Origin of the sequence: Actinoplanes sp. OR16, assembly GCF_004001265.1 — a bacterium.
In the GTDB taxonomy this organism is placed as follows: Bacteria; Actinomycetota; Actinomycetes; order Mycobacteriales; family Micromonosporaceae; genus Actinoplanes.
Map to the genome: position 1 here is coordinate 2,075,479 of NZ_AP019371.1, position 19,837 is coordinate 2,095,315.

Sequence of the window (19,837 nt, forward strand, 5' to 3'; positions counted from 1 at the left end):
CGTCACCGAGAAAAGTGATATGAGCGCCTGAGGTCGATTCCCGCGCGTTGACAGGCGTACTTCTCGATATTTAATCTTCCCCCGCTTTCAACCACAGGAGGCGGGCGATGAGCAGGATCGGCGACGTCGTCGCGGCGGCACAGCGCGGCGACCGGCGGGCTCGGGACGAGGTCGCGCGGGCTTACCTGCCGCTCGTCTACAACGTCATCGGCCGCGCGCTGGGCGGCCACCCCGATGTCGAGGACGTCGTTCAGGAGACGATGCTGCTGGTCATCCGCGATCTGCCCACCCTGCGCCGGCCGCAGAGCGTCCGCGCCTGGGTGCTCGCCATCGCCATGCGCCAGGTCGCTGCGCACCGGCAGCGGACGGCGAACACGGCAGCCCACGTCGCGGTGGTGCCCGATGTCCCGGGACCGGGGAACGCCGACTTCGAGGAACTGGCGATCCTGCGTCTGCGGCTCAGCGGGGAACGCCGGCAGGTGGCCGAGGCGAGCCGCTGGCTCGACGACGAGGACCGGGCCGTACTCGCGCTCTGGTGGCAGGAAGCAGCCGGCGAACTGAGCCGGGCCGAGGTGGCGGGCGCGCTGGAGACGAGCGTCGCCTACGCGGCCGTACGGATCCAGCGGATGCGCGGCCAACTCGACCGCAGCCGCGCCCTCGTCGCCGCACTGGACAGCACGCCACGCTGCGCGGATCTGGAGGGCGCCATCGCGATGTGGGACGGACGCCCGAGTCCACTGTGGCGGAAGCGGATGGACAGGCACGTCCGCGACTGCCGGATCTGCCAGGGCCGCTCCGGGGGCGAAGTAGCCGTCGAGCACCTGCTGGTCGGCTGCGCGCTACTGCCGGTACCGGCCGCCCTCACCGCCGCGACCACGGGCGGCATGACCGGCGCCGGGACGGGGTCGGTTTCGGCGGTGGCGGGTGGGCTTCGGCGGGCTGGGATCGCCGGAGTGGCGGCCACGGCTGTTCTTGCGATTGCGGGCGGCTCTTACGCGTACATGGCAAGTCCCGCACCCGCCGCCCAGACGGCCGTGAGCGTCGCACCCAGCGTGACCACGGCGGTTTCACCGAGCGTGAGTGCCGCGCCCAGCCCTTCGCCTTCCGGGATCGCGAGCCCGGCGCACTCGAAGACGACCCCGAGAACGACGGCTGAAACGACGGCCGAAACCGCGCCGGCGAGCCGCTGGGCCGGTTGGCCGGTGCCGGGGCCGGAGACGAGGGCGAGCTACGAGAACCTGGGCGACGGTACGGTCCGGGACACCGTGACAGGGCTCGTCTGGCAGCGCGAGGCGGCGGCGAGGACCTACACGTTCGCGCAGGCCAAGGCGTACTGCGATGAGCTGGACGGCGGCGGCTGGCACCTGCCGGCCCGGGTCGAGCTCAGCTCGATCGTCGACCATTCCCGGTCCAGTCCCGCGATCGACACGAGGGCGTTCCCCGGGACGCCGCCGCGGTTCTTCTGGACCTCGACGCCGTGGGCGGTCACGAAGACGCCGCTGCGCGCCTGGATCATCAACTTCTACGAGGGCCTCGCCAGTAACGGCGCGTTCCAGGACGGCGAGTTCAACGTCCGATGTGTACGTTCGGTGAGCGGTGCCGGTAAGCCCGCCTACCGGATCGCCGGCGGGCAGGTGACCGACCCGCAGACCGGGCTGACCTGGCAGCGTGCCACGTCGAAGGAGATGACCGCGGCCGAGGCGACCGCCTATTGCGAGGATCTCGGACTCCGCCTGCCGACCGTGCGCGAACTCTCCACCACCGTCGACGACTCCCGCGTCGCTCCCGCCATCACCGTCAAGGCGTTCCCGGACACCCTCAAGAAGGGCTGGTACTGGACGTCCGACGAGGCCGCTCCGGAGCCGGGCAAGCGGTGGGCGCTCAACTACGACGACGGTTACACGAACTATCGCAAAATCGAGTCCGGGTACGCCCGATGCGTCAAGCGGTGATCGGCATCACATAGGCCGCGGCGCAACCAACAGCCGGCTCCGGACCACCTCTGGGCAGTCTCCGGGGGCGCCCCCACGCCCCCTCATCCCCTTCGAGAGGGAACCCATGAGGAAGCGGAACATCTTCATCGCGACCGGCATGGCCGCGGTGGTGGCCGGGATGGGCGCGCTGGCGTCGGTCTCGTTCGCGGACGCCGACAGCGCCTCAGCGGCCGGTTTCAGCGACGACTTCGCGGACGGCGACACCGCCGGCTGGAGCAAGTCCGGCGGCACCTGGGCGGTCACCGGCGGCGCGCTGCGGCAGACGAAGACCGGCGCGACGCTGTCCCGGCAGTTCGCCGGCCCGACCGACTGGACCGACTACACCGTCTCGGCGAAGGTGCAGCCGCTCACCGTGGCGTCCGGCGGCTACGCGGGGATCGTCGCCCGGTCGACCAGTGCCACCAGCTTCTACCGGCTGGCGCTGACGGGCGGGAACAAGGTGCGCCTGGAGTCGGTGAAGTCCGGAAACATCACGATCCTCGGTGAAGCTGCGCTGACCGTGGCGTCCGGCAGCTCCTACACGCTCGGCTTGACCGTCGAGGGGAACTCGCTGACGGGGTCGGTCAATGGCGCCGCCATCCTGTCGGCGACCGCTGATTCCTTCGACAAGGGAAGAGCGGGGCTTCAGACGTACGACGCAAGCGCCTCTTTCGACGACGTCAGCGTGAGCGCGGCAGTCACGTCTCCCACCACTCCGCCGGCGGCGTCGCCCTCCTCCTCGCCGGCCGCCTCCCCCAGCGCGAGCGCGTCATCGCCCAGCACGTCCTCTCCGGGCACCGGGAAGTTCGAGAGCAGTCCGATCGGATTCGGCGCCGGCACGACCGGTGGCGCCGGCGGCACGACCGTGAAGATCACCTCCCTCGACCAGCTGATCGACGAGGCCGCCTCGGACGGCGCCAAGATCCTGCAGCTCTCCTCGATCCTCACCGGCAGCGGCACCGACCAGGTCGTCGTCTCCTCGAACAAGACGATCGTGGGCGTCGGAGCGAACGCCGGCCTGACCGGCGCGGGCATCTACATCAAGAAGGCCAGCAACGTCATCGTCCGCAACCTGAAGATCTCGTTCGCGCAGGCGCCGGTCGACCTGATCGCCGCGCAGAAGTCCGATCACATCTGGATCGACCACAACGAGCTCTTCAACGACACCAGCCACGGCAAGGACTTCTACGACGGCATGGTCGACCTGACCCACGCCACCGACCTGGTCACCGTCTCCTGGAACTACCTGCACGACCATTCGAAGGGCTCGCTGCTCGGGCACAGCGACAACAACGCCGCCGAGGACACCGGCAAGCTGCACGTCACCTACAGCCACAACTGGTTCGACAACGTGGCGTCCCGGCTGCCGCGGCTGCGGTTCGGCACCGTGCACCTCTACAACAACCTGTTCAGCAACGCGAAGACCAGCGGCATCCACTGCCTGATGGAGTCGCAGTGCCTGGTGCAGAACAACGTGTTCGTCAACGTGAAGCTGCCGGTCTGGACGACCGAGGACTCCGACCTCGACGGCTTCGCGGTGATCTCCGGGAACGACTTCGGCGGTGAAGAACCGGTGATCACGCAGACCGGTACGTTCACGTCGGCGCCCTACTCGGTCACGCTCGATCCGGCCACTTCGGTGTCGGCGCTGGTCAAGGCCGGTGCTGGAGCCGGCAAGCTCTGACCCGTTCCCGGCCCGCACCCGCACCCGCACCCGCACCCGCACCCCGCGATCTTGGAACTTCCTAGCGGCGATCTTGGAGCCGGCAGGCTCTGATCAGGCTCTGGCCGGCATCGATCACGTCGGCGGCGGTCCATTCCAGGGCCGCCGCCGCGATCGTCATCTCGGTCATCGCGACGCCCGGCACCTCGGTGTCCCGCCAGGCGCCGGCGAACCAGGTCTTCTCCTGCTCGGCCTGCGCGAGGACGGCGGCGTTCAGGACCGGCGCCGGATACGGCAGGTAGAGCCGGAACTGATGGGTGTGCGGCGGCTCCGGCAGAACCCGGGCGCCGGGCAGCTCGGACAGGGCGCGGGCCACCGTCCTGGCGTGCCGGACGTACTCCGGGATCCGCGGCAGCTCACGATCGAGACCGGCGAGCGCCGCGATGACGGCCGGCCACTGCTGGAAGAGGTTGCCGCCGTGGCGATGGCGCCAGGCTCGGGCGTACCGGGCCAGGTCGGCGCTGCCGGCGAGGGCCGCGCCGCTGATCCCGCCGAGCGTCTTGTAGAACGAGACGTAGATGCTGTCGGCCTGCTCGGCGATCTCCACGAGGCTCCGGCCCAGGTAGGGCACCGACTCCCAGATCCGGGCGCCGTCGAAGTGCACGCGGGCGCCGATGTTCGCCGCCTCCTCGCACGCTTCGGTGAGCTGGTCCCAGGTCGGCAGCACGAAACCGGCGTCGCGCATCGGCAGCTCGAAGACGACGGTGCCGACCGGTTCGTCCAGCTCGGCCAGCTCGGCGGCGGTCGGGTTGCGGGCAGCGGTGGTCGGGGTGACCGCGCGCAGGCCGGTGAGGTCGGCGTACGCGTCCCGCTCGTGCACCAGGAGATGGCCGAGCGGGTGCAGGGCGACGGCGTTCGTCTCGGTGGCGCCGTACCGCAGGGCCACCTGCTGCGCCATCGTCCCGGTCGGGAACCAGACCGCGGCCTCGGTGCCGAGCAGGTTCGCGACCCGCTGCTCGAGCAGCGTCACCGGCCCGTCGCCGTAGTAGTCGGGCATCTCGTCCGGTCCCACCACGGCCGCCAGGTCCGCGAGCCGTTCGCGGATGGTGGCCGGGCGGACGCCGGACAGGATCCGGTCGCTGGCCCGCATGGCTTCCTGACGGCGTAGCAGAGTGTTTTCCGGCATCGCCGGATGGTCGCAGATCATTCGCGGTTTTGTCGTACCGGGCCGTTACCGTGCCGGGGCATGGAGAGTCCGTACTGGCACAGGCACCGGTTCCCGCGTCACGGCAGCGCCGGGGTGTCCGGCTTCGTCCCCGATCCGGGCGCGCGTGCCGTGGTCCAGGAGCAGATCGGCCGCCGTCCGGGGATGGTGACGAACATGCTCGCCTCGCCGACCACCGACCCGTCGACGGCGGCCGCCGCGCGGGCCTGGCTCGACGGTTCGCTCTCCGCCCCTCCGATCGGCCCGGCCGCCGTCGCGGCGATCACCGGGGTGGGCAGTTCGACCTACTGGGCGAAGCAGGCCTCCTTCGCCGATCTGCTCATCGCCGAGCGTGGTCTCCGGTTCGCCGCCGAGGCAGCCGTCCTGGTCAACGCGCTGACCGTGATCGACGACGATCCGTCGGCGCGGCAGTTCCTTCCCGGTCGCGACGATCCGGGCGTTCGTCATCTGCGTTCCGGGGAGAACCGGCAGGGCTGGCAGATCGACGCCCCGCTGCTGGTCCTGCTCCGGGTCCGGCGTGCGCTCGCTGCCGCGAGCGACGCGGCGTACGAGGAAGTGGTCCAGGCATTGCTTCCCTATCGGTCCCTTCATCGGTACGCCGCAGCCGCCACTTCCATCCTCGTCCCGTCCAGGCACGACTGGGTCGAGGAGGACGTGCTGTCCGCGATCGCCGACAAGGATTCCTACCGTGCCTCCGCTCTGACCACCGCCGTCAGCACCGGCGAGCAGCTCGACGCCCTGGTCCCGATCGTCAACAGCTGGACCGTCATCGACTCGACGGCGGTGATCAGCACGATCCTCGACGGTGTCGGCCCGGCCGCCGCGCCGGCCTTCTTCCACTGGTTCGACGAGGGGAACGGCGACGCCGCGGCACAGAAACGTCTGCTCGCCGCGCTCGCCGCGATCCCCGCCGACGACGTGATGCGCGGGCTGATCGAGCGGGTCGAGGCGAAATACGTGGTGAGCACCCTGACCGAGCTGGCCGACCGCGATCCGGCGCGCGCTCTGCGGCTCTTCGTCGAGGGCTCGGCGAAACGCCCGATCGCCGACCTGCTGCGCGGTCACGTGCTCTCCCACCCGTCCCTGGCCGACGAGTCCGATTCGCCGCTGGTGAAGCAGATCGTGGAGGAAGCCCGGTCGCTGGTGATCGCGCCGCTCTCCGCCGTGCCGGCGCTACTGGTCGATCCGCCCTGGCTGCACCGCACGAAATTCGCCAAACCTATCGTCATCAACGGCCTGACCTGCACCGATCCGGCCGCCGTCCACTGGCTCCCGGGTGAGCGCGAGCAGTGGGAGCAGACCGCCGGGCTGCCCCGCGCCTTCAAGTCGAAGCTGTCCTGGCCGCAGATCGCCGAGCGCCTGCTGACCGGCCGCGGCATGTGGAGCGAGGCGTCGGGCTTCTTCACCCGCGCGCCGGAGATCGTGGCCCGCCCGATCATGCGGCGGTGGCGGGCGCAGAGCGCGTGGGAGGCCGGCCCGTGGCTGCGGGTCGCCGTGGCCCGCTTCGAGATCGACGCGCTGCCCGCCCTGCTCGATCTCAACAAGCACGGCACCGCCGAGACCGCCGCGCTGCTCATGCCGTTCACCTCGCCCGAGCTGGCCGTGCTGACGGCCGACTGGCTGGCCCGGCTCAAGAGCCTGCGCGGCGTGGCGCTCGCCTGGCTGCTCCGGCATCCGGTTGCTGCGGGGCGGGCGCTGATCCCACCGGCGCTCGGCAAGGCCGGCCCGGCCCGGCGGCAGGCGGAGAACGCGCTGCTCACCCTCCACACGCACGGTCAGGGTCAGGCGGTCCGGGAGGCCTCTCAGCAGTACGGGCCGGAGGCCGCCGCCGCGATCGAGACTCTGCTCGCCACCGACCCGCTGGCGGTCCTGCCGGCGAAGGTGCCACCGAACCCGGCCTGGGCAGTCCCCGGCATGCTGCCGCCGGTGCGTCTGCGCGACGGTTCCGGGGCACTGCCGGCGTCGGCGGTCGAGCATCTCGTCACGATGCTTGCCCTATCCAAGATCGACAGTCCGTACGCCGGCCTCGCGATCGTCCAGGACCACTGCGAACCCGGTGACCTCGCCGAGTTCGCGTGGGGTGTGTTCCACCGCTGGCAGTCGACCGGCGCCGAAGCCAAGGAGAACTGGACGCTCGACGCGCTCGGCCTGCTCGGCGACGACGAGACGGTCCGCCGGCTCACCCCGCTGATCCTGACCTGGCCCGGCGACGGCGGCCACCAGAAGGCGGTCACCGGCGTCACGGTGCTTTCCACGATCGGCTCCGACGTCGCCCTCATGCACCTGCACGGCATCGCGCAGCGGGCCAAGTTCAAAGGGCTGAAGACGGCGGCGCAGACCCGGATGGCCGAGGTGGCCGAATCCCTGGGCCTGACCCCCGAGCAGCTCGCCGACCGCCTCGTGCCCGACCTCGGCCTGTCGTCCGACGGCAGCCTGCGGCTCGACTACGGTCCGCGCCAGTTCGTCGTCGGCTTCGACGAGCAGCTCAAGCCCTTCGTGACCGACGCGGCGGGCAAGCGCCTCAAGTCACTCCCCAAACCGGGCGCCCGCGACGACGCCGATCTGGCACCGGCGGCGTTCAAGCAGTTCGCCGCCCTGAAGAAGGACGTCCGGACCATCGCGGCCGACCAGGTCCGCCGCCTCGAACAGGCGATGGTCCGGGGCCGCCGCTGGTCAGTGCCCGAGTTCCAGCAGTTCTTCGTCGACCACCCGCTGGTCTGGCACGTGTCCCGCCGCCTGGTCTGGCTGATCGACGGCCGGGCTTTCCGAATCGCCGAGGACCGCACCTTCTCCACTGTCGACGACGACGAGCTCACACTCCCGGCGGACGCCCGAGTCGGCGTCGCCCACCCACTGCACCTGGGCGGCTCGCTGGCGGCCTGGACCGAACTGTTCGCCGACTACGAGATCCTGCAGCCGTTCCCCCAGCTCGGCCGCTCCACCTACGAACTGACCGCCGAGTCCCTGACCGGCTTCGAGAACATCACCGTGCCGACCACCAAGATCCTGGGCCTGGAACGCCGCGGCTGGCGCCGCGAAGAACCCCAGGACGCCGGCATCCAAGGCCGCATGGAGTTCGAAGTGACGCCCGGCGTGGAGTTCACCCTGGAACTCGACCCGGGAATAGCGGTCGGCGAGGTCACCTATTTCCCCGACCAGAAGATAACCGCCGCCTACCTGCACGACGGCACCTCAACCCGCTGGCGCCGCGACCCGAGCAGTGACGTGGCACTGGACCGCCTGGATCCGATCGCCGCGTCCGAGCTGATGCGAGACCTTACCGATATGACGAACTAGGGGTATTTTTCGAGCGAGTTGGTGGGGGTTCTTTTGCCAGCGCTGCGACCGGCGGGCGTTGCGGGCTCCCGGCCTTGCGGGCTACCGGCCTTGCGGGCTCCCGGCATTGAGGGCTCCCGGCCTTGCGGGCTCCCGGCCTTGCGGGCTCCCGGCCTTGCGGGCTCCGGCCTTCTGGGCTCCCTGTGTTGCGACGTGCCTGTGTTGCGAAGTCCCGGCGCCGAGGGCTCCCGGCGCCGCCACTCTGCCAGCGCTGTCAGCTCCTGGCGCTGCGGGCTCCCAGCACTGCGCCCCTGCCAACTCCTGGCGCTGCGGGCACCTGGTGCCGCAACCTGCCAGCGCTGCCAACTCCTGGCGCCGCGGGCTCCCAGCGCTGACGGCTTCAGGCGGTGAGAGCTTCAGGCGGTGACGGCTCCAGGCGCTGACGGCTCCAGGGGATGAGGGCTCCAGGGGATGAGGGCTCCCGACGGTGACGGCTCCCAGCGCTGAGGTCTCCCAGCGCTGAGGGCTCGCGGCGGTGAGGGCTCCAGGCGATGCAACCTGTAAGCGCTTCGAACTGCCAGCGCTGGGAGCTTTCGGGTGCGCCAGCGTTGCGATGACCGTGCGGTGGCGACGCTTCGGATCGTCCGCACAGGGTTGGGCCGGCACGGTTGTCGTGGCCTGTACCACTGCCCTTGGCCTGTGCCACTTCCTTGCCCGCACTTGCCGATGACACCGCTGGCTACTGAGAGTGGCGTGAATCTTGGAATCGCGAGGCTTCGTGGAAAGTCGTGGGTGCCCCAGGCCCGACAACACTCCATCAATCGGCAGGGATGGCGACAGGCCGTAGCCGGGCAGCGACTACGACCTGTCGAGTCTGAACCGCGAATCCGAAATCCAACGTCCGAGAATTCGATGCCCAGACGCGAATTCGAACCCGACTGGTGCACTCCTGATGGACATTCCGACGCCCAAGACCCACGGCCTCGTCGCGAATCTTGGAGCAGCGTTGAGGCTGTCCGGCTACCAGCCCGCCCGCAGATCTTGGAACCGCGTCGAGCAGGCGGCACCCCGAACGCAGATCTTGGAGACGCGATTAAGGGCCGGCAGCTCGGACGCGGATCTTGGAATGCTGCCAGGGGGCGGCACCCCGCGACGCAGATCTTGGAACTGCGGCTGAGGGTCAGCACCCCGGGACGCGGATCTTTGGAACTACGACCGAGGGCCAACACCCCGGGGCGCAGATCTTGAAACTACGACCGAGAGCCAGCACCCAGGACGCAGATCTTTGGAACTACGACCGAGAGCCAGCACCCCCGGGGACGCAGATCTTGGAACGTTGCTAGGGGACGGCACCTCGGACGCGGATCTTGGAGAGTTTGTCGAGGGAGTGGGGGCTTGGGTTCGGATCTTGGAGGGTGGGCTGGGGAGAGGACTGGAGGCTGGGGAGAGGACTGGAGGCTGGGGAGAGGACTGGAGGCTGAGGACTGAGGACTGAGGGCTGGGCTGGGGAGGGGGTCAGGCGGCTGCGGGGATGTCTTCGGGCCAGGTGGTACCCAGCTCGGTGAAGATGGCGCCGTTGTGGGCGAAGGCTCGCCGGGCCTCGGCCAGGACCGTCTCCAGGTCGGGCTCGGGGAGGTCCAGGTTGTCCAGGCGCTGGCGGTATGCGGTCTTGTAGGCCTTCGCGTCCGGGATGGCGTCGAAGCGGTAGAAGCTCGTCGACGCCGGGGCCAGGCCGTACTTCTCGGACAGCGTGCGGCCGATCAGCTGGCCGCCGCTCAGGTCGCCGAGGTAGCGCACGTAGTGGTGGGCCACGAAGTGCGCCGGGGAGGTGCGGCACGTCTCGCGGAGACGTTCGGCGTACCGCTTGGTGGCCTCGGCCGGGACGATCTCGGACTCCCAGCCGGGACCGTAGAGCGCTGCCAGATCGGACTCCAGAGAGGGCACCCGGTTCAGGGCCGGGTCAGCGAAGGGGCCCGCGACCGGGTCGTTGCGCATCGCCTCGGCGGCCGCCTCCAGTTCCCGGTAGATCACCAGGTACTGGGCGGTCAGCGACGCGAAGCCCGCCACCGGGATGGTGCCCGCCATCAGACGGGAGATGAAGGTCCTGGTCTCGGCCTCACGGTGCTCGACCATGGTGGCGCGGCGGATACGGGCTGCGAAACCGGTCATCTCGGCTCGTCCTTCCTGATCTTCGAAGCGAGGTGCCGAGCTCCGATGCTCAGCCGGCGGGAAAGCGAACGCGATCGCGGAACGAACGCGAAGAAGAACGTCTGGTGGAAGCCCTGCCGGACTTCCAGTATCTCCGGAACCGAAGCGGTCCTCATATGGCATCGGAGCGCCGCGCACGGATGCGGCGACGGGCGAGGCGGAAGAACAGGTAGAGGACGGCCGCGCCGAGCAGGCAGACCAGCGCCCATGGCCAGGCCCAGACTCCGGTGCCGCGGGAGACGGCCGGCAACTGCTGGTCGAACGATGCGGGCACCACGCTGACCTCGGCGGCGAGGCGCACCGTCGGCTGCACGCCGGTGATCTTCTCAGTGACGGTGACCGAACCGCCAGGGAGCAGTTCGGGTATCTCCATGGCGTCGGTACGCGCCAACTCCCAGCCGAACGGCCCGTTCACCCGCACCGACCCGACCCCGTTCAGGCGTAGGTTTCCGGTGTTGCGGACCAGGTACGTGACGGTCATGTCGCCGCCGTTTGCCGGGTTCGTGGACTGGCTGTACTCCAGACGTACCGTATCGATCTTGATCTGGGGTGTGGCCGCGCCCGCGATGGTGAGGTAGACGCGGGCGGCGATACGGCGATCCACAAGGACCTTCTGGCCGTTCGCGTCGACCTGCTCCTCGGCGATCGAGGCGATCACACCGCCCGCATGGTCGCCGGGGGTGGCGTTGTCCGGGACGGTGATCGAGAAGGGGACGTCGAGGCGGGTGTTCGCGGGAACCGTGTACTGCTTCGCGCCGAGACCGATCCAAGATCCGATGTCGGTGGGCTGGTTCGCGGCCGCGAGCAGCGCGAACGAGCCGTCGTCGGTGGTGAACGCGTCGGTGCCGTACACGCTGAAGGCCTGCGGCTCGGCGGTGAGGTTCGTGATGCCGACGTAGTCGGTGATCCGCTCGCCGGGCGACGCACGCCTGATGATGAAGTCGCGTCCGTCGGGACCCTTCGCGCTCGACGGCTGCACGGACCAGCGCACACCTGCGTCACCAGGCGCGGCGAGCGAAAGCGGCGCGACCTTGGAAAGCGGCGCAGAAAGCGGCGCAGCGAGCGGCGCGGCAAGCGGCGCGGCCAGCGAAAACGGCGCTGCCACGGCCGGCGTGATCGGCACGAGGGAAGACGACACCAGGGCTGTTACGGCGGCCAGGACGGCCCGGACGAACATGTTGCTCCTTACGATGGGGCCGGGCCGGCCGGGAATAATTGCGGTATTCCCGGCCGGTTCCCTCACCCGATGAATCAAGGCGAGCCCGAGGAGACGGGCGGACTTTGATGAATCAGGCGAGCGTCAGGGTGAGAACGGCGCTGTACTCACCGGCCGCGCTGGACTCGGGGACACCGAGTTCGAGAGCGGCGCCACAGGTGGAGCTGCCCAGGCTGCTGCCGGTCTCCGACTTGCAGAGGGTGCGGCTGCTGCCGAGGCCGGTGCCGGGCGCGACCGGGCTACCGGCCGTCACCTTGCTGGCCACGCCGGCTGCGTCGACGAGCGTGCTGTCGACCACCGCGGCGGTCGGCGTCCAGCCGAGGTTGGCAGCGGGGATCTTGCCGCCACCGGTCGACGAGAAGTCGGTGACCTGGCCGACCAGGTCCCAGCCGGCGTTGGTGCCGCGCAGGTCGCTGACGGTGACCGCGTTGAGTGAGCCGGACGCGGTCTGGCCCGGGGTCGCGGCGGAGAGCGCCACGTTGGAGCCGGCCGAGGTGAGCGTCAGCGCGCCACCGGTGACCGCCGCCTTGATCGTCTGAGACGCGGAGCTGTTGCCCGGCTCAGGGTCCGTCGGGTCCGTCGGGTCCGTGGGGTCCGTCGGGTCCGTAGGGTCCGTGGGGTCGGTCGGGTCAGACGAGGGAGACGCCGACGCCGAGATCGGGTCCAGCGCGGTACCGGTCGTGTAGAAGCCGGTGAACGCCGTCGCACCCGCATCGGTGAGGGTGGACGCCAGGTTCGAGAACGAGATGGCGCCGTCGGTGACCGTCGGAGCGGTGGTCACCACCGAAGCGATCGCGGCCTGCTCCTGGTCGGACTGGACGACCCCGCCGTTCTGGAGTTCCACATCGGCCCGCAGCTCACCGACGCCGTCACCGTCGACCACCAGGGTCGGGTTGGCGAGGGTGATCTGGAAGAAGTGCGCGGGGTACGAGAACACGACAGTGCCCTTGTAGTTGACCGTCGCGGTGCCGGCGGCGGCGTCGTACGTGCCACCCTTCGCCGCGAAGTCGAAGGTTCCGTCGGTGTTGCGGGTCGCCCCGTCGCTGAGCGCGATCGGCGGGTTGCCGTTGCCGGTCCCGATGTACGCCCGGAACGACGCCTTGAAACCCCAGTCCAGGCTGCCGCCGGCCACCTTGACCGAAGCCGCCTGGGCCGGGCTGATCCCGGTGAGCGCCGCGGCGGCACCGATCGCGATCGCACCGGCGAACAGTGCGACCCGCTTCGGGCCTTTGGATGTGCCCATGCTCGTTTCCTTCCGATAGGGCAGACGCTCGCGAGTTCGAGCGAAGTTAGGCTAGCCTCACCTAAACCCGTGATCAAAAGCAAGATCATTCGGGCTGGAAAATCGCTGGAGGACTACGGTGCGCATCGGCCGGATAACCGCATTCGCGGTCCTGGCGCTGCTGACGACGGCCGTCGCGGGCACGCCCGCACAGGCCGCGAAACGACTCACTGCTTCCCAGACGAAGGGCCTCGACCGAGCCGGCGAGACGGTCACCGTGACGGGCCGGGGATACGACGTCGAGAAGGGCATCTACGTCGCGTTCTGCCTGGACAACGGGGCGGGCGTGTTGCCGTCGCCGTGCGGTGGCGGCGCCGATATGACGGGTGGCTCCGGCGCATCCGTATGGATCTCCTCGAATCCGCCGTCCTATGCGGAGGGACTCACGACTCCCTATGGCAAGGGCGGTTCGTTCAAGGTGACGCTGAAGGTCAGCCAGATGATCGGCGACATCGACTGCGCGGTTCGCGGATGCGCCATCGTGACCCGAAATGACCACACCCGCACCGATGATCGTTCGCAAGATGTCCGCATTCCGGTGAGATTCGCCCCGGCCAAAACGGACCAACCGGCAGCGACCGCCGCGCCCGTCACGACAGGAAGCGCGACGGGCGGGGTGACATCCACCACTGCGGCCAAGCCGAACGGCAGCAAGAAGCCGGTCGGACCGCCCACCGGACGCCTCGCCACCGCGGCGCCGCCCGATGCCACCACCGCTCCGGTCGCGGTCGCCGCGGCCGAGCCGATCCTGAGCCGCACCAGCACCGCCACCCCGATGGGGCACTGGTGGGCGATCGGCGGCGCGTTCCTGGTCGGCGTCCTCGGATCCGCGGTCGTGGGCCGGATCCGCCGCCGGAAGGGGAACAGCGCATGAGAACGAGGATGGCGATCCTGGTCGCGGCGATCCTGGCGACCGCCGGCTGCACCTCGGTCAGCGAACTCGGCCCGGAAGCCGAGGCCGCGCCGGCGAACGGCTGCGGTGTCACGACCGCGAAACTCGCCGACGACGACATCGCGCCGATCACGCCGGCGCCGGCCCCGGCACTGCCGGTCACCGTGGACTCCGCGGACGGGCGGAAGGTGACGGTGAAGAGCGCCGACCGGATCCTGGCAGTGAACCTGTACGGCTCACTGGGCGAGATCGTCTTCAGCCTCGGCCTGGGTGACCGGGTCATCGGCCGGGACACCTCCACCACGTTCCCGGCCGCAGCGAGGCTTCCGCTGGTCACGCCGCAGGGACACGACCTGTCGGCCGAGGCGATCCTCGAGCTGAACCCGACAGTGCTGATCGCCGACGACAGCATCGGGCCGCCGACGGTACTGAAGCAGATCCGCGACGCCGGCATCCCGGTCGTGATCGTCGACGACACGCAGACCCTCGCAGCGGTGCCGGCCCACATCCGGGCCGTCGCGGCGGCGCTCGGCGTCCCGGAGGCCGGTGAGCAACTGGTCACGCGGGTGCAGTCGGAGATCGACGCGGCCCGGGCGACGGCCCCGAAGGACGGCACGCCGCCGCGGATCGCGTTCCTCTACGTGCGCGGCACCGCCGGGGTGTTCCTGATCGGTGGCGAGGGCGCCGGATCCGACTCGATGATCGAGGCGATCGGCGCCGTGGACGCCGGAAGTGAGATCGGGCTGAAGAAATTCCGGCCGCTGACCAGCGAAGGGCTGATCAACGCGGCGCCGGACGTGATCCTGGTGATGACCGAGGGACTCAACTCGGTGGACGGCGTGGACGGACTGCTCAAGCTGCCCGGCGTCGCGCAGACCCCGGCCGGGATCAACAAGCGGATCGTGGACATGGACGACGGCATCCTGCTCAACTTCGGCGCCCGGACGGGTAAAGCCGTGGAGGCTCTCGCCAAGGCGGTCTACGGCCCGTGCAGCTGAGTCCGGAAGTGGCGACGGTCCAAGATCGACGGTCGCGGGAATCCGCACGGTCGCGGCCGGCGTACAAGAAAGCGGTCTTGATCTTCGGATTGGGGCTGACGCTGCTGATCATCTGCCTGGTCGCGGCCGGGAAGGGCCAGGTGCCGATCTCGCCGGCCGAGGTCGCCGGATCGCTGCTGCACCGGCTCGGGCTGGACATCGGGCCGCTGCCGTCGGCGGTGCAGGGCGAGAACGCGCTCTGGCTCGTGCGGTTCCCGCGCGTCGTGCTCGCGGTGATCGTCGGAGCGTCGCTGGGCTGCGCGGGCGCCCTCATGCAGGGTGTCTTCGGCAATCCACTGGCCGAGCCGGGCGTCGTCGGCGTCTCCTCGGGAGCGGCGGTGGGCGCGGCGGCGGCGATCGTCAGTGGCGTCACGATTCTTGGACCTTGGAGCACCGCTGCGGCCGCCTTCGCCGGCGGGATCATCACGACGCTCGCCGTGTACGCCATGTCGCGTGCCGGCGGCCGCACCGAGGTCGTGACACTCGTGCTGACCGGCGTCGCGGTGAACGCGACCGCCGGCGCCCTGCTCGGTCTGCTGATGTTCATGACCGACGACGACGGGGTCAGGGCCATCGCGTTCTGGCAGCTCGGCAGCCTCGCACAGGCCACCTGGGGAGCCGTCGCGGTGGCCGGGCCCTGCATGATCGCCGGGCTCGCGGTGGCCGCCGCCTGCGCCCGCAAGCTCGACCTGCTGGCCCTCGGCGAACGACCGGCCCGGCACCTCGGGGTCGACACCGAACGGCTGCGGATCATCGCGATCGTGGCGACCGCGCTGCTCACCGCGTCGGCAGTGGCGTTCACCGGGATCATCAGCTTCGTCGGGCTGGTCGTGCCGCACCTGATCCGGATGGTCGCCGGGCCCGGTCACCGTGTGCTGATCCCGGCGAGCGCGCTCGGCGGCGCGGTGATCGTGGTGACCGGTGACCTGATCGCCCGGACCGCCATCGACTACCAGGAACTACCGCTCGGGGTGCTCACCGCCGTGGTCGGCGGGCCGGCCTTCTTCTGGCTGCTGCGCCGCACCCGGGCACGTGCCGGAGGCTGGGGATGAGGGCGGTCGGGGTTTCGGTACGGCTGGGTGGTCGCGCGGTCGTCTCCGATGTGGACCTGAATGTCGATCCGGGCGAGGTGGTGGCGCTCGTCGGCCCGAACGGCGCGGGTAAGTCGACGCTGTTGGCGGCGCTGGCGGGTGACGTCGGATATTCCGGAGAAATCTCTATCCTCGGGCGCGACATCAAAGCGTTCAAACCCATCGAACTCGCTCGGCTGCGGTCGGTGCTGCCGCAGAAGGCGACGCTGTCGTTCCCGTTCGACGTCGGCGAGGTGATCCGGATGGGCCGCGCGCCCTGGGCCGGACGGCCGGAGGCCGAGGACGACGAGGCGGCCGTCGCCGAGGCGATGAAGTGGACCGAGACGACGCCGTTCGAGGATCGGCCGTTCCCGGCGTTGTCCGGCGGTGAGCAGGCCCGCGTCGCACTGGCCCGGGTGCTGGCGCAGCGGACGCCGGTGCTGCTGCTCGACGAGCCGACCGCCGCCCTCGACCTGCGGCATCAGGAGCTGGTCATGGCGGCGGCGCGAGCCCGGGCCGGGGACGGCGCCGCAGTGGTGGTGGTCCTGCACGACCTCGGCCTGGCCGCCGCCTATGCGGATCGGGCGTACGTCCTGGCCGCCGGGAAGGTACGCCGGTCCGGGCCACCGGCCGAGGTGTTCACCGAGGAGCTGCTCAGCGAGGTCTACCAGCACCGGGTCGACGTGATCGACCACCCGCGCACGGGCACGCCGCTGATCGTCCCGCATCGGCCTAGCGCTTGATCCAGAGCTTCTCGGTGCGGGCGGCGCCCTTCTCCACCTTCGGCGGTTTGACGGTGACCTGCCGCCAGCCGGGGAGCGCCCGGTTGTAGAGCTCGTTGTCATAACCGCTGAGGACCGCGGGACCGGCATGGTGGCGGAGCACGTCGAGCATCTCGACGTGCTCCGCCGTCGTCATCTCCTGGCCGTACATCCGCTGGGTGCGCACCTCCGGCAGGTACGGCGGATCGGCGTAGATCAGGCAGTCGGGCGCCGAGAACCGTTTCATGACCTCGATCGCCGGCCGGTTCTCGATCTCCGCCTCGGCCAGCCGCCAGGCCATCGACCGCAGCTCGTCGGGGACCCGGCTCCAGCGGTCGGACATGCCACGGGCGCGCTGGCGTACGCCCCGGGTCTTCCAGCCGGTCTTCTTCGCCAGGTCACTCGCATGCGCCTGCCAGACCCGGACGACGAACCGGCGGGCGTCCTCCAGGGGATCGCCGGTCGGCACGTCGGAGATCGCGTACTCGTCCCGGGACCAGGGTGTCGTCTCGAGCGACCAGCACAGTTCCTCGGTGCGGTCGCGCAGCATCCGGAACAGGTTGACCACGGCGCCGTTGGTGTCGTTGATCAGCTCGTGCGGTGACGGCTCCTTGGTGAAGAAGACCGCGCCACTGCCGAAATAGGGCTCGAGATAGTGGTAGTGGCTATCGAATTGGGCGGCCACGAAACCGGCTATCGACCATTTCGCGCCGGGGTAACGCAACGCCGCTGACCTGCGCGTAAGCATCAGCGCCACCCTGGCTGACGGTATCGATATGGTGGACAAGCACATTTCTAGTGCTAAAAAGCATGGCGAAAGGGCTGATAACGCCATTTCACCCCATCGAGGGCCGGCGGGCCGTCCTACGCTGCTGACTCGCGGGCACGCTGCTCGTCACGCGGGTGGCCGAGCCGCCTCGCGAGGTCGATGATCCGGCTGTTCGCGGCCGCTGCCTCGGCGGTCCGGCCGGTCGCACGGCAGGTGGCGGCGTACTCGTGCAGGCAGTCGATCTCGATCTGGACCTCGGCCAGGTTCTCCAGCAGCGCGAGAGCACGTTCGTGGTGCTGGAGAGCCCGCTCCGGGTCGGTGGTCCGCAGGATCACGCCCAGTTGGTTGTGACACCAGGCCTGCTGATGCTCGAGATCGTTCTCCTCGGCGATCGTGAGCGCCCGGCCGATGGGCTCGGCGTCCTGCTCTGCCAGGCCCAGTGTCACCAAGCCGGTGATCCGGGCCGGCCCTTCGGCCAGGTTCAGCGACTCGCGGGCCAACTCGATCGCCTCATCCCGCTGCCCCAGCCGCAAGGTCACCCATCCTTCGAAGGCGAGCGCCTGGGATGCGGCGGGTCCGCTCCGTGCCCTGCGGAAGTGCTCCCTTGCCACCTCGAAGTTTCCAAGATCGCGATAGGCGAGCCCGAGCCGCAGGTGAAGTGCCGGATTAATATTGATTTCTTGAGATTTTTCGTAGGCGTCGATCGCCTCGTTGATCCGGCCTGCAGCCGCCCTGGCCCAGCCGAGGTCGGAGAGCAACTCGGCTCGCAGCTCGTCCCGGCCCAGGCGACCGGCGGCAACTGAGGCGGCCTCCAGCAGGCGGGACTGTTCGTCGGTGCCACGCCGCCGGAAGAAGTAGACGCGCATGGCCCTGGGCAGCTCCGCGGTCACCTCGTCCATCCCGATCCGGACGGCGGCGTCGACACACGCGACGAGGTTCGGGTATTCCAGGTCGAACCACGCCGGGTCGCCCTCCCGCGCCCGGTCCAGGTAATGAGCGAGCACCCGCCGAACCGCGTCGCCGGCTTGCGGTTCCTCCTCGGCTGCCAGGTCCGCCGCGTACTGCCTGATCAGGTCGTGCATCCGGTAGCGGGCCGGCGCGATCTCCCGCAGCAGATGGGCGTCGACCAGTTCCTCCAGCGCCTCGTCGACCCGACCGGCCGGCATGCCGGTGAGCGCGCCCGCCACCGCGGTGTCGAAATCCGTTCCCGGCATCACGCCGAGCAGCCGGAACGTGCGGCGCTGCACCGAGTCGAGCTGGCGCAGCGACATGCCGAAGACGGCGTCGAACCGGTTCGTGGAGTCACGCAGCCGCTCGGCCAGCACGGCGACCGTCCACCCTGGCCGGTGCCGGAGTCGCGCACCGGCCATCCGCAGAGCCAGTGGCAGCCCGCCGCACTGGTCCAGCACCTGGCTCACATCCTCGGGTCCGCCGTCCAGGCCCGCCGCTCGGCTGAACAGGGCGGCCGCGTCGTCGCCGGCCAGCGGCTCGATCGAGATCGGTGGCACGCCGTCCAGGCTGACCAGGCGGGATCGGCTGGTGATCAGGACCGCTGACCTGCCGGCACCGGGCAGCAGCGGGCGAACCTGATCCGCGTCGGCCGCGTTGTCGAGCACCACCAGGGCCCGGCGGCGGGACAGCTCCGACCGCCAGAGCGCGGCCCGCTCGGTCAGTGTCGCCGGCAGGTGGGTGACGTCCAGGGCGCTGAGCAGCCGGGCCAGCGCCGCCTGCGGATCCACGGGTTCCTGGCCCGGCGTGAAGCCCTGCAGATCCAGGTAGAGGCCGCCGTCCGGGTACGCCGGGGCGAGCCGGTGGGCCACGTGCACGGCGAGGCTGGTCTTGCCGACCCCGGCCATGCCGTCGAGAGCTACGGCGCCGACCGTACGCAGCAGGTCTGCGACCGATGTGGACTCCCGCTGCCGGCCGGTGAAGTCGAACAGGTCGGCCGGCAGGTCGTTGCGCCGCGGCGCCGGGGCCGGGCCGGCCTTGGACGCCTCGGACCAGACCGCCCGCAGCGGCCGCGGATCACGTCCGACCAGGCGGCAGAGCGCGACCACCGCATCCCACGGCGGTACGAGCTGGCCGTTGAGGTATCGGGACAGCGACGAGCTGCTCAGACCGGAGTCACGGGCGAGAGCCCGCAGGCTGAGCCCGCTCAGTTCCTTGATCCGGGCGAGTTGTTCGACCAGTCGCTCCTGCGGGCCGGGCACGTGGAACACCGTACCGTCCCGGCCCACACATCCGGATCACCCTCTGTCTGCGCAGGTCAGCGGCGTCCGGGTGTTCCACGGTGTCCCACGAACCGCGAACCGCGGGCACCGACACGGGAACCATCAGCCACACGGCAACGGGAACGGAGGACGAGATGTCGATCGAGCGGATGCCGAATCCCGCGATGGTGATTCCGGCGTTCAACCGGCTCAACGCCCCCACTCGTCAGCAAGCGTTCTGAAGGGATCGAAGAG

At 69.9% G+C, this 19,837-nt stretch carries 14 protein-coding genes; 8 read left to right on the forward strand and 6 right to left on the reverse strand.

What is annotated here, in order from left to right:
* Window positions 1–107 precede the first annotated feature (107 nt).
* Together EP757_RS09640 and EP757_RS43340 are read left to right on the forward strand one after the other, a co-directional pair.
* Complete coding sequence (locus EP757_RS09640; RefSeq protein WP_127544019.1) at window positions 108–1,952, forward strand: sigma-70 family RNA polymerase sigma factor; 1,845 nt, start codon at window positions 108–110, stop codon at window positions 1,950–1,952.
* A 106-nt stretch (window positions 1,953–2,058) separates the two neighbouring features.
* Window positions 2,059–3,657: a polysaccharide lyase family 1 protein gene (locus EP757_RS43340; protein WP_197725508.1), complete on the forward strand. Its 1,599-nt coding sequence runs from the start codon at window positions 2,059–2,061 to the stop codon at window positions 3,655–3,657.
* A 61-nt stretch (window positions 3,658–3,718) separates the two neighbouring features.
* Here the strand turns inward: EP757_RS43340 and EP757_RS09650 are convergent, their stop codons facing one another.
* On the reverse strand, window positions 3,719–4,822 hold the full coding sequence (locus EP757_RS09650; RefSeq protein ID WP_127544021.1) for a low specificity L-threonine aldolase: 1,104 nt from the start codon (window positions 4,820–4,822) through the stop codon (window positions 3,719–3,721).
* Window positions 4,823–4,882: 60 nt separating this feature from the next.
* On the opposite strand from EP757_RS09650, the gene EP757_RS09655 reads away from it, so the two are divergent.
* Window positions 4,883–8,158: a DUF4132 domain-containing protein gene (locus EP757_RS09655; RefSeq protein ID WP_127544023.1), complete on the forward strand. Its 3,276-nt coding sequence runs from the start codon at window positions 4,883–4,885 to the stop codon at window positions 8,156–8,158.
* A 1,494-nt stretch (window positions 8,159–9,652) separates the two neighbouring features.
* On the opposite strand, the gene EP757_RS09660 is transcribed toward EP757_RS09655, so the two are convergent.
* From EP757_RS09660 to EP757_RS09670, 3 genes are all read right to left on the reverse strand, one after another.
* The gene (locus tag EP757_RS09660) at window positions 9,653–10,306 is read right to left on the reverse strand and encodes a heme oxygenase (biliverdin-producing) (protein WP_160165771.1); all 654 of its coding nucleotides are present in this window, start codon (window positions 10,304–10,306) and stop codon (window positions 9,653–9,655) included.
* Between the two features lie 151 nt (window positions 10,307–10,457).
* A complete protein-coding gene (locus tag EP757_RS09665; RefSeq protein WP_127544027.1) occupies window positions 10,458–11,588 on the reverse strand; it encodes a WxL protein peptidoglycan domain-containing protein in 1,131 nt (376 codons plus the stop codon).
* Window positions 11,589–11,634: 46 nt separating this feature from the next.
* The gene (locus EP757_RS09670) at window positions 11,635–12,804 is read right to left on the reverse strand and encodes an HtaA domain-containing protein (protein ID WP_127544028.1); all 1,170 of its coding nucleotides are present in this window, start codon (window positions 12,802–12,804) and stop codon (window positions 11,635–11,637) included.
* A gap of 118 nt (window positions 12,805–12,922) precedes the next feature.
* Between EP757_RS09670 and EP757_RS09675 the strand changes: the two genes are divergently transcribed.
* From EP757_RS09675 to EP757_RS09690, 4 genes are all read left to right on the forward strand, one after another.
* On the forward strand, window positions 12,923–13,717 hold the full coding sequence (locus EP757_RS09675) for a hypothetical protein (protein ID WP_127544030.1): 795 nt from the start codon (window positions 12,923–12,925) through the stop codon (window positions 13,715–13,717).
* Window positions 13,714–14,733, forward strand: coding sequence for a hemin ABC transporter substrate-binding protein (locus EP757_RS09680; protein ID WP_127544032.1), 1,020 nt, complete (start codon window positions 13,714–13,716; stop codon window positions 14,731–14,733). Before EP757_RS09675 ends, EP757_RS09680 begins: the two co-directional genes overlap by 4 nt.
* Before the next feature lie 77 nt (window positions 14,734–14,810).
* Entirely contained in the window at window positions 14,811–15,824 is a 1,014-nt protein-coding gene (locus EP757_RS09685; protein ID WP_232050440.1) for an iron ABC transporter permease, read from the forward strand.
* Complete coding sequence (locus EP757_RS09690; protein ID WP_127544034.1) at window positions 15,821–16,585, forward strand: heme ABC transporter ATP-binding protein; 765 nt, start codon at window positions 15,821–15,823, stop codon at window positions 16,583–16,585. Before EP757_RS09685 ends, EP757_RS09690 begins: the two co-directional genes overlap by 4 nt.
* Here the strand turns inward: EP757_RS09690 and EP757_RS09695 are convergent.
* Together EP757_RS09695 and EP757_RS09700 are read right to left on the reverse strand one after the other, a co-directional pair.
* Complete coding sequence (locus tag EP757_RS09695; RefSeq protein WP_160165772.1) at window positions 16,575–17,351, reverse strand: DNA adenine methylase; 777 nt, start codon at window positions 17,349–17,351, stop codon at window positions 16,575–16,577. The two genes, EP757_RS09690 and EP757_RS09695, sit on opposite strands and share 11 nt — an antisense overlap.
* A 116-nt stretch (window positions 17,352–17,467) precedes the next feature.
* Window positions 17,468–19,582 (reverse strand): helix-turn-helix domain-containing protein, encoded by a 2,115-nt coding sequence (locus tag EP757_RS09700; protein ID WP_232050441.1) that lies wholly within the window; start codon window positions 19,580–19,582, stop codon window positions 17,468–17,470.
* Between the two features lie 80 nt (window positions 19,583–19,662).
* On the opposite strand from EP757_RS09700, the gene EP757_RS42740 reads away from it, so the two are divergent.
* Window positions 19,663–19,824 carry a hypothetical protein gene (locus EP757_RS42740; protein ID WP_160165773.1) on the forward strand — a complete coding sequence of 54 codons (162 nt, stop codon included), beginning with the start codon at window positions 19,663–19,665 and terminating at the stop codon, window positions 19,822–19,824.
* The last annotated feature ends 13 nt before the right edge of the window (window positions 19,825–19,837 follow it).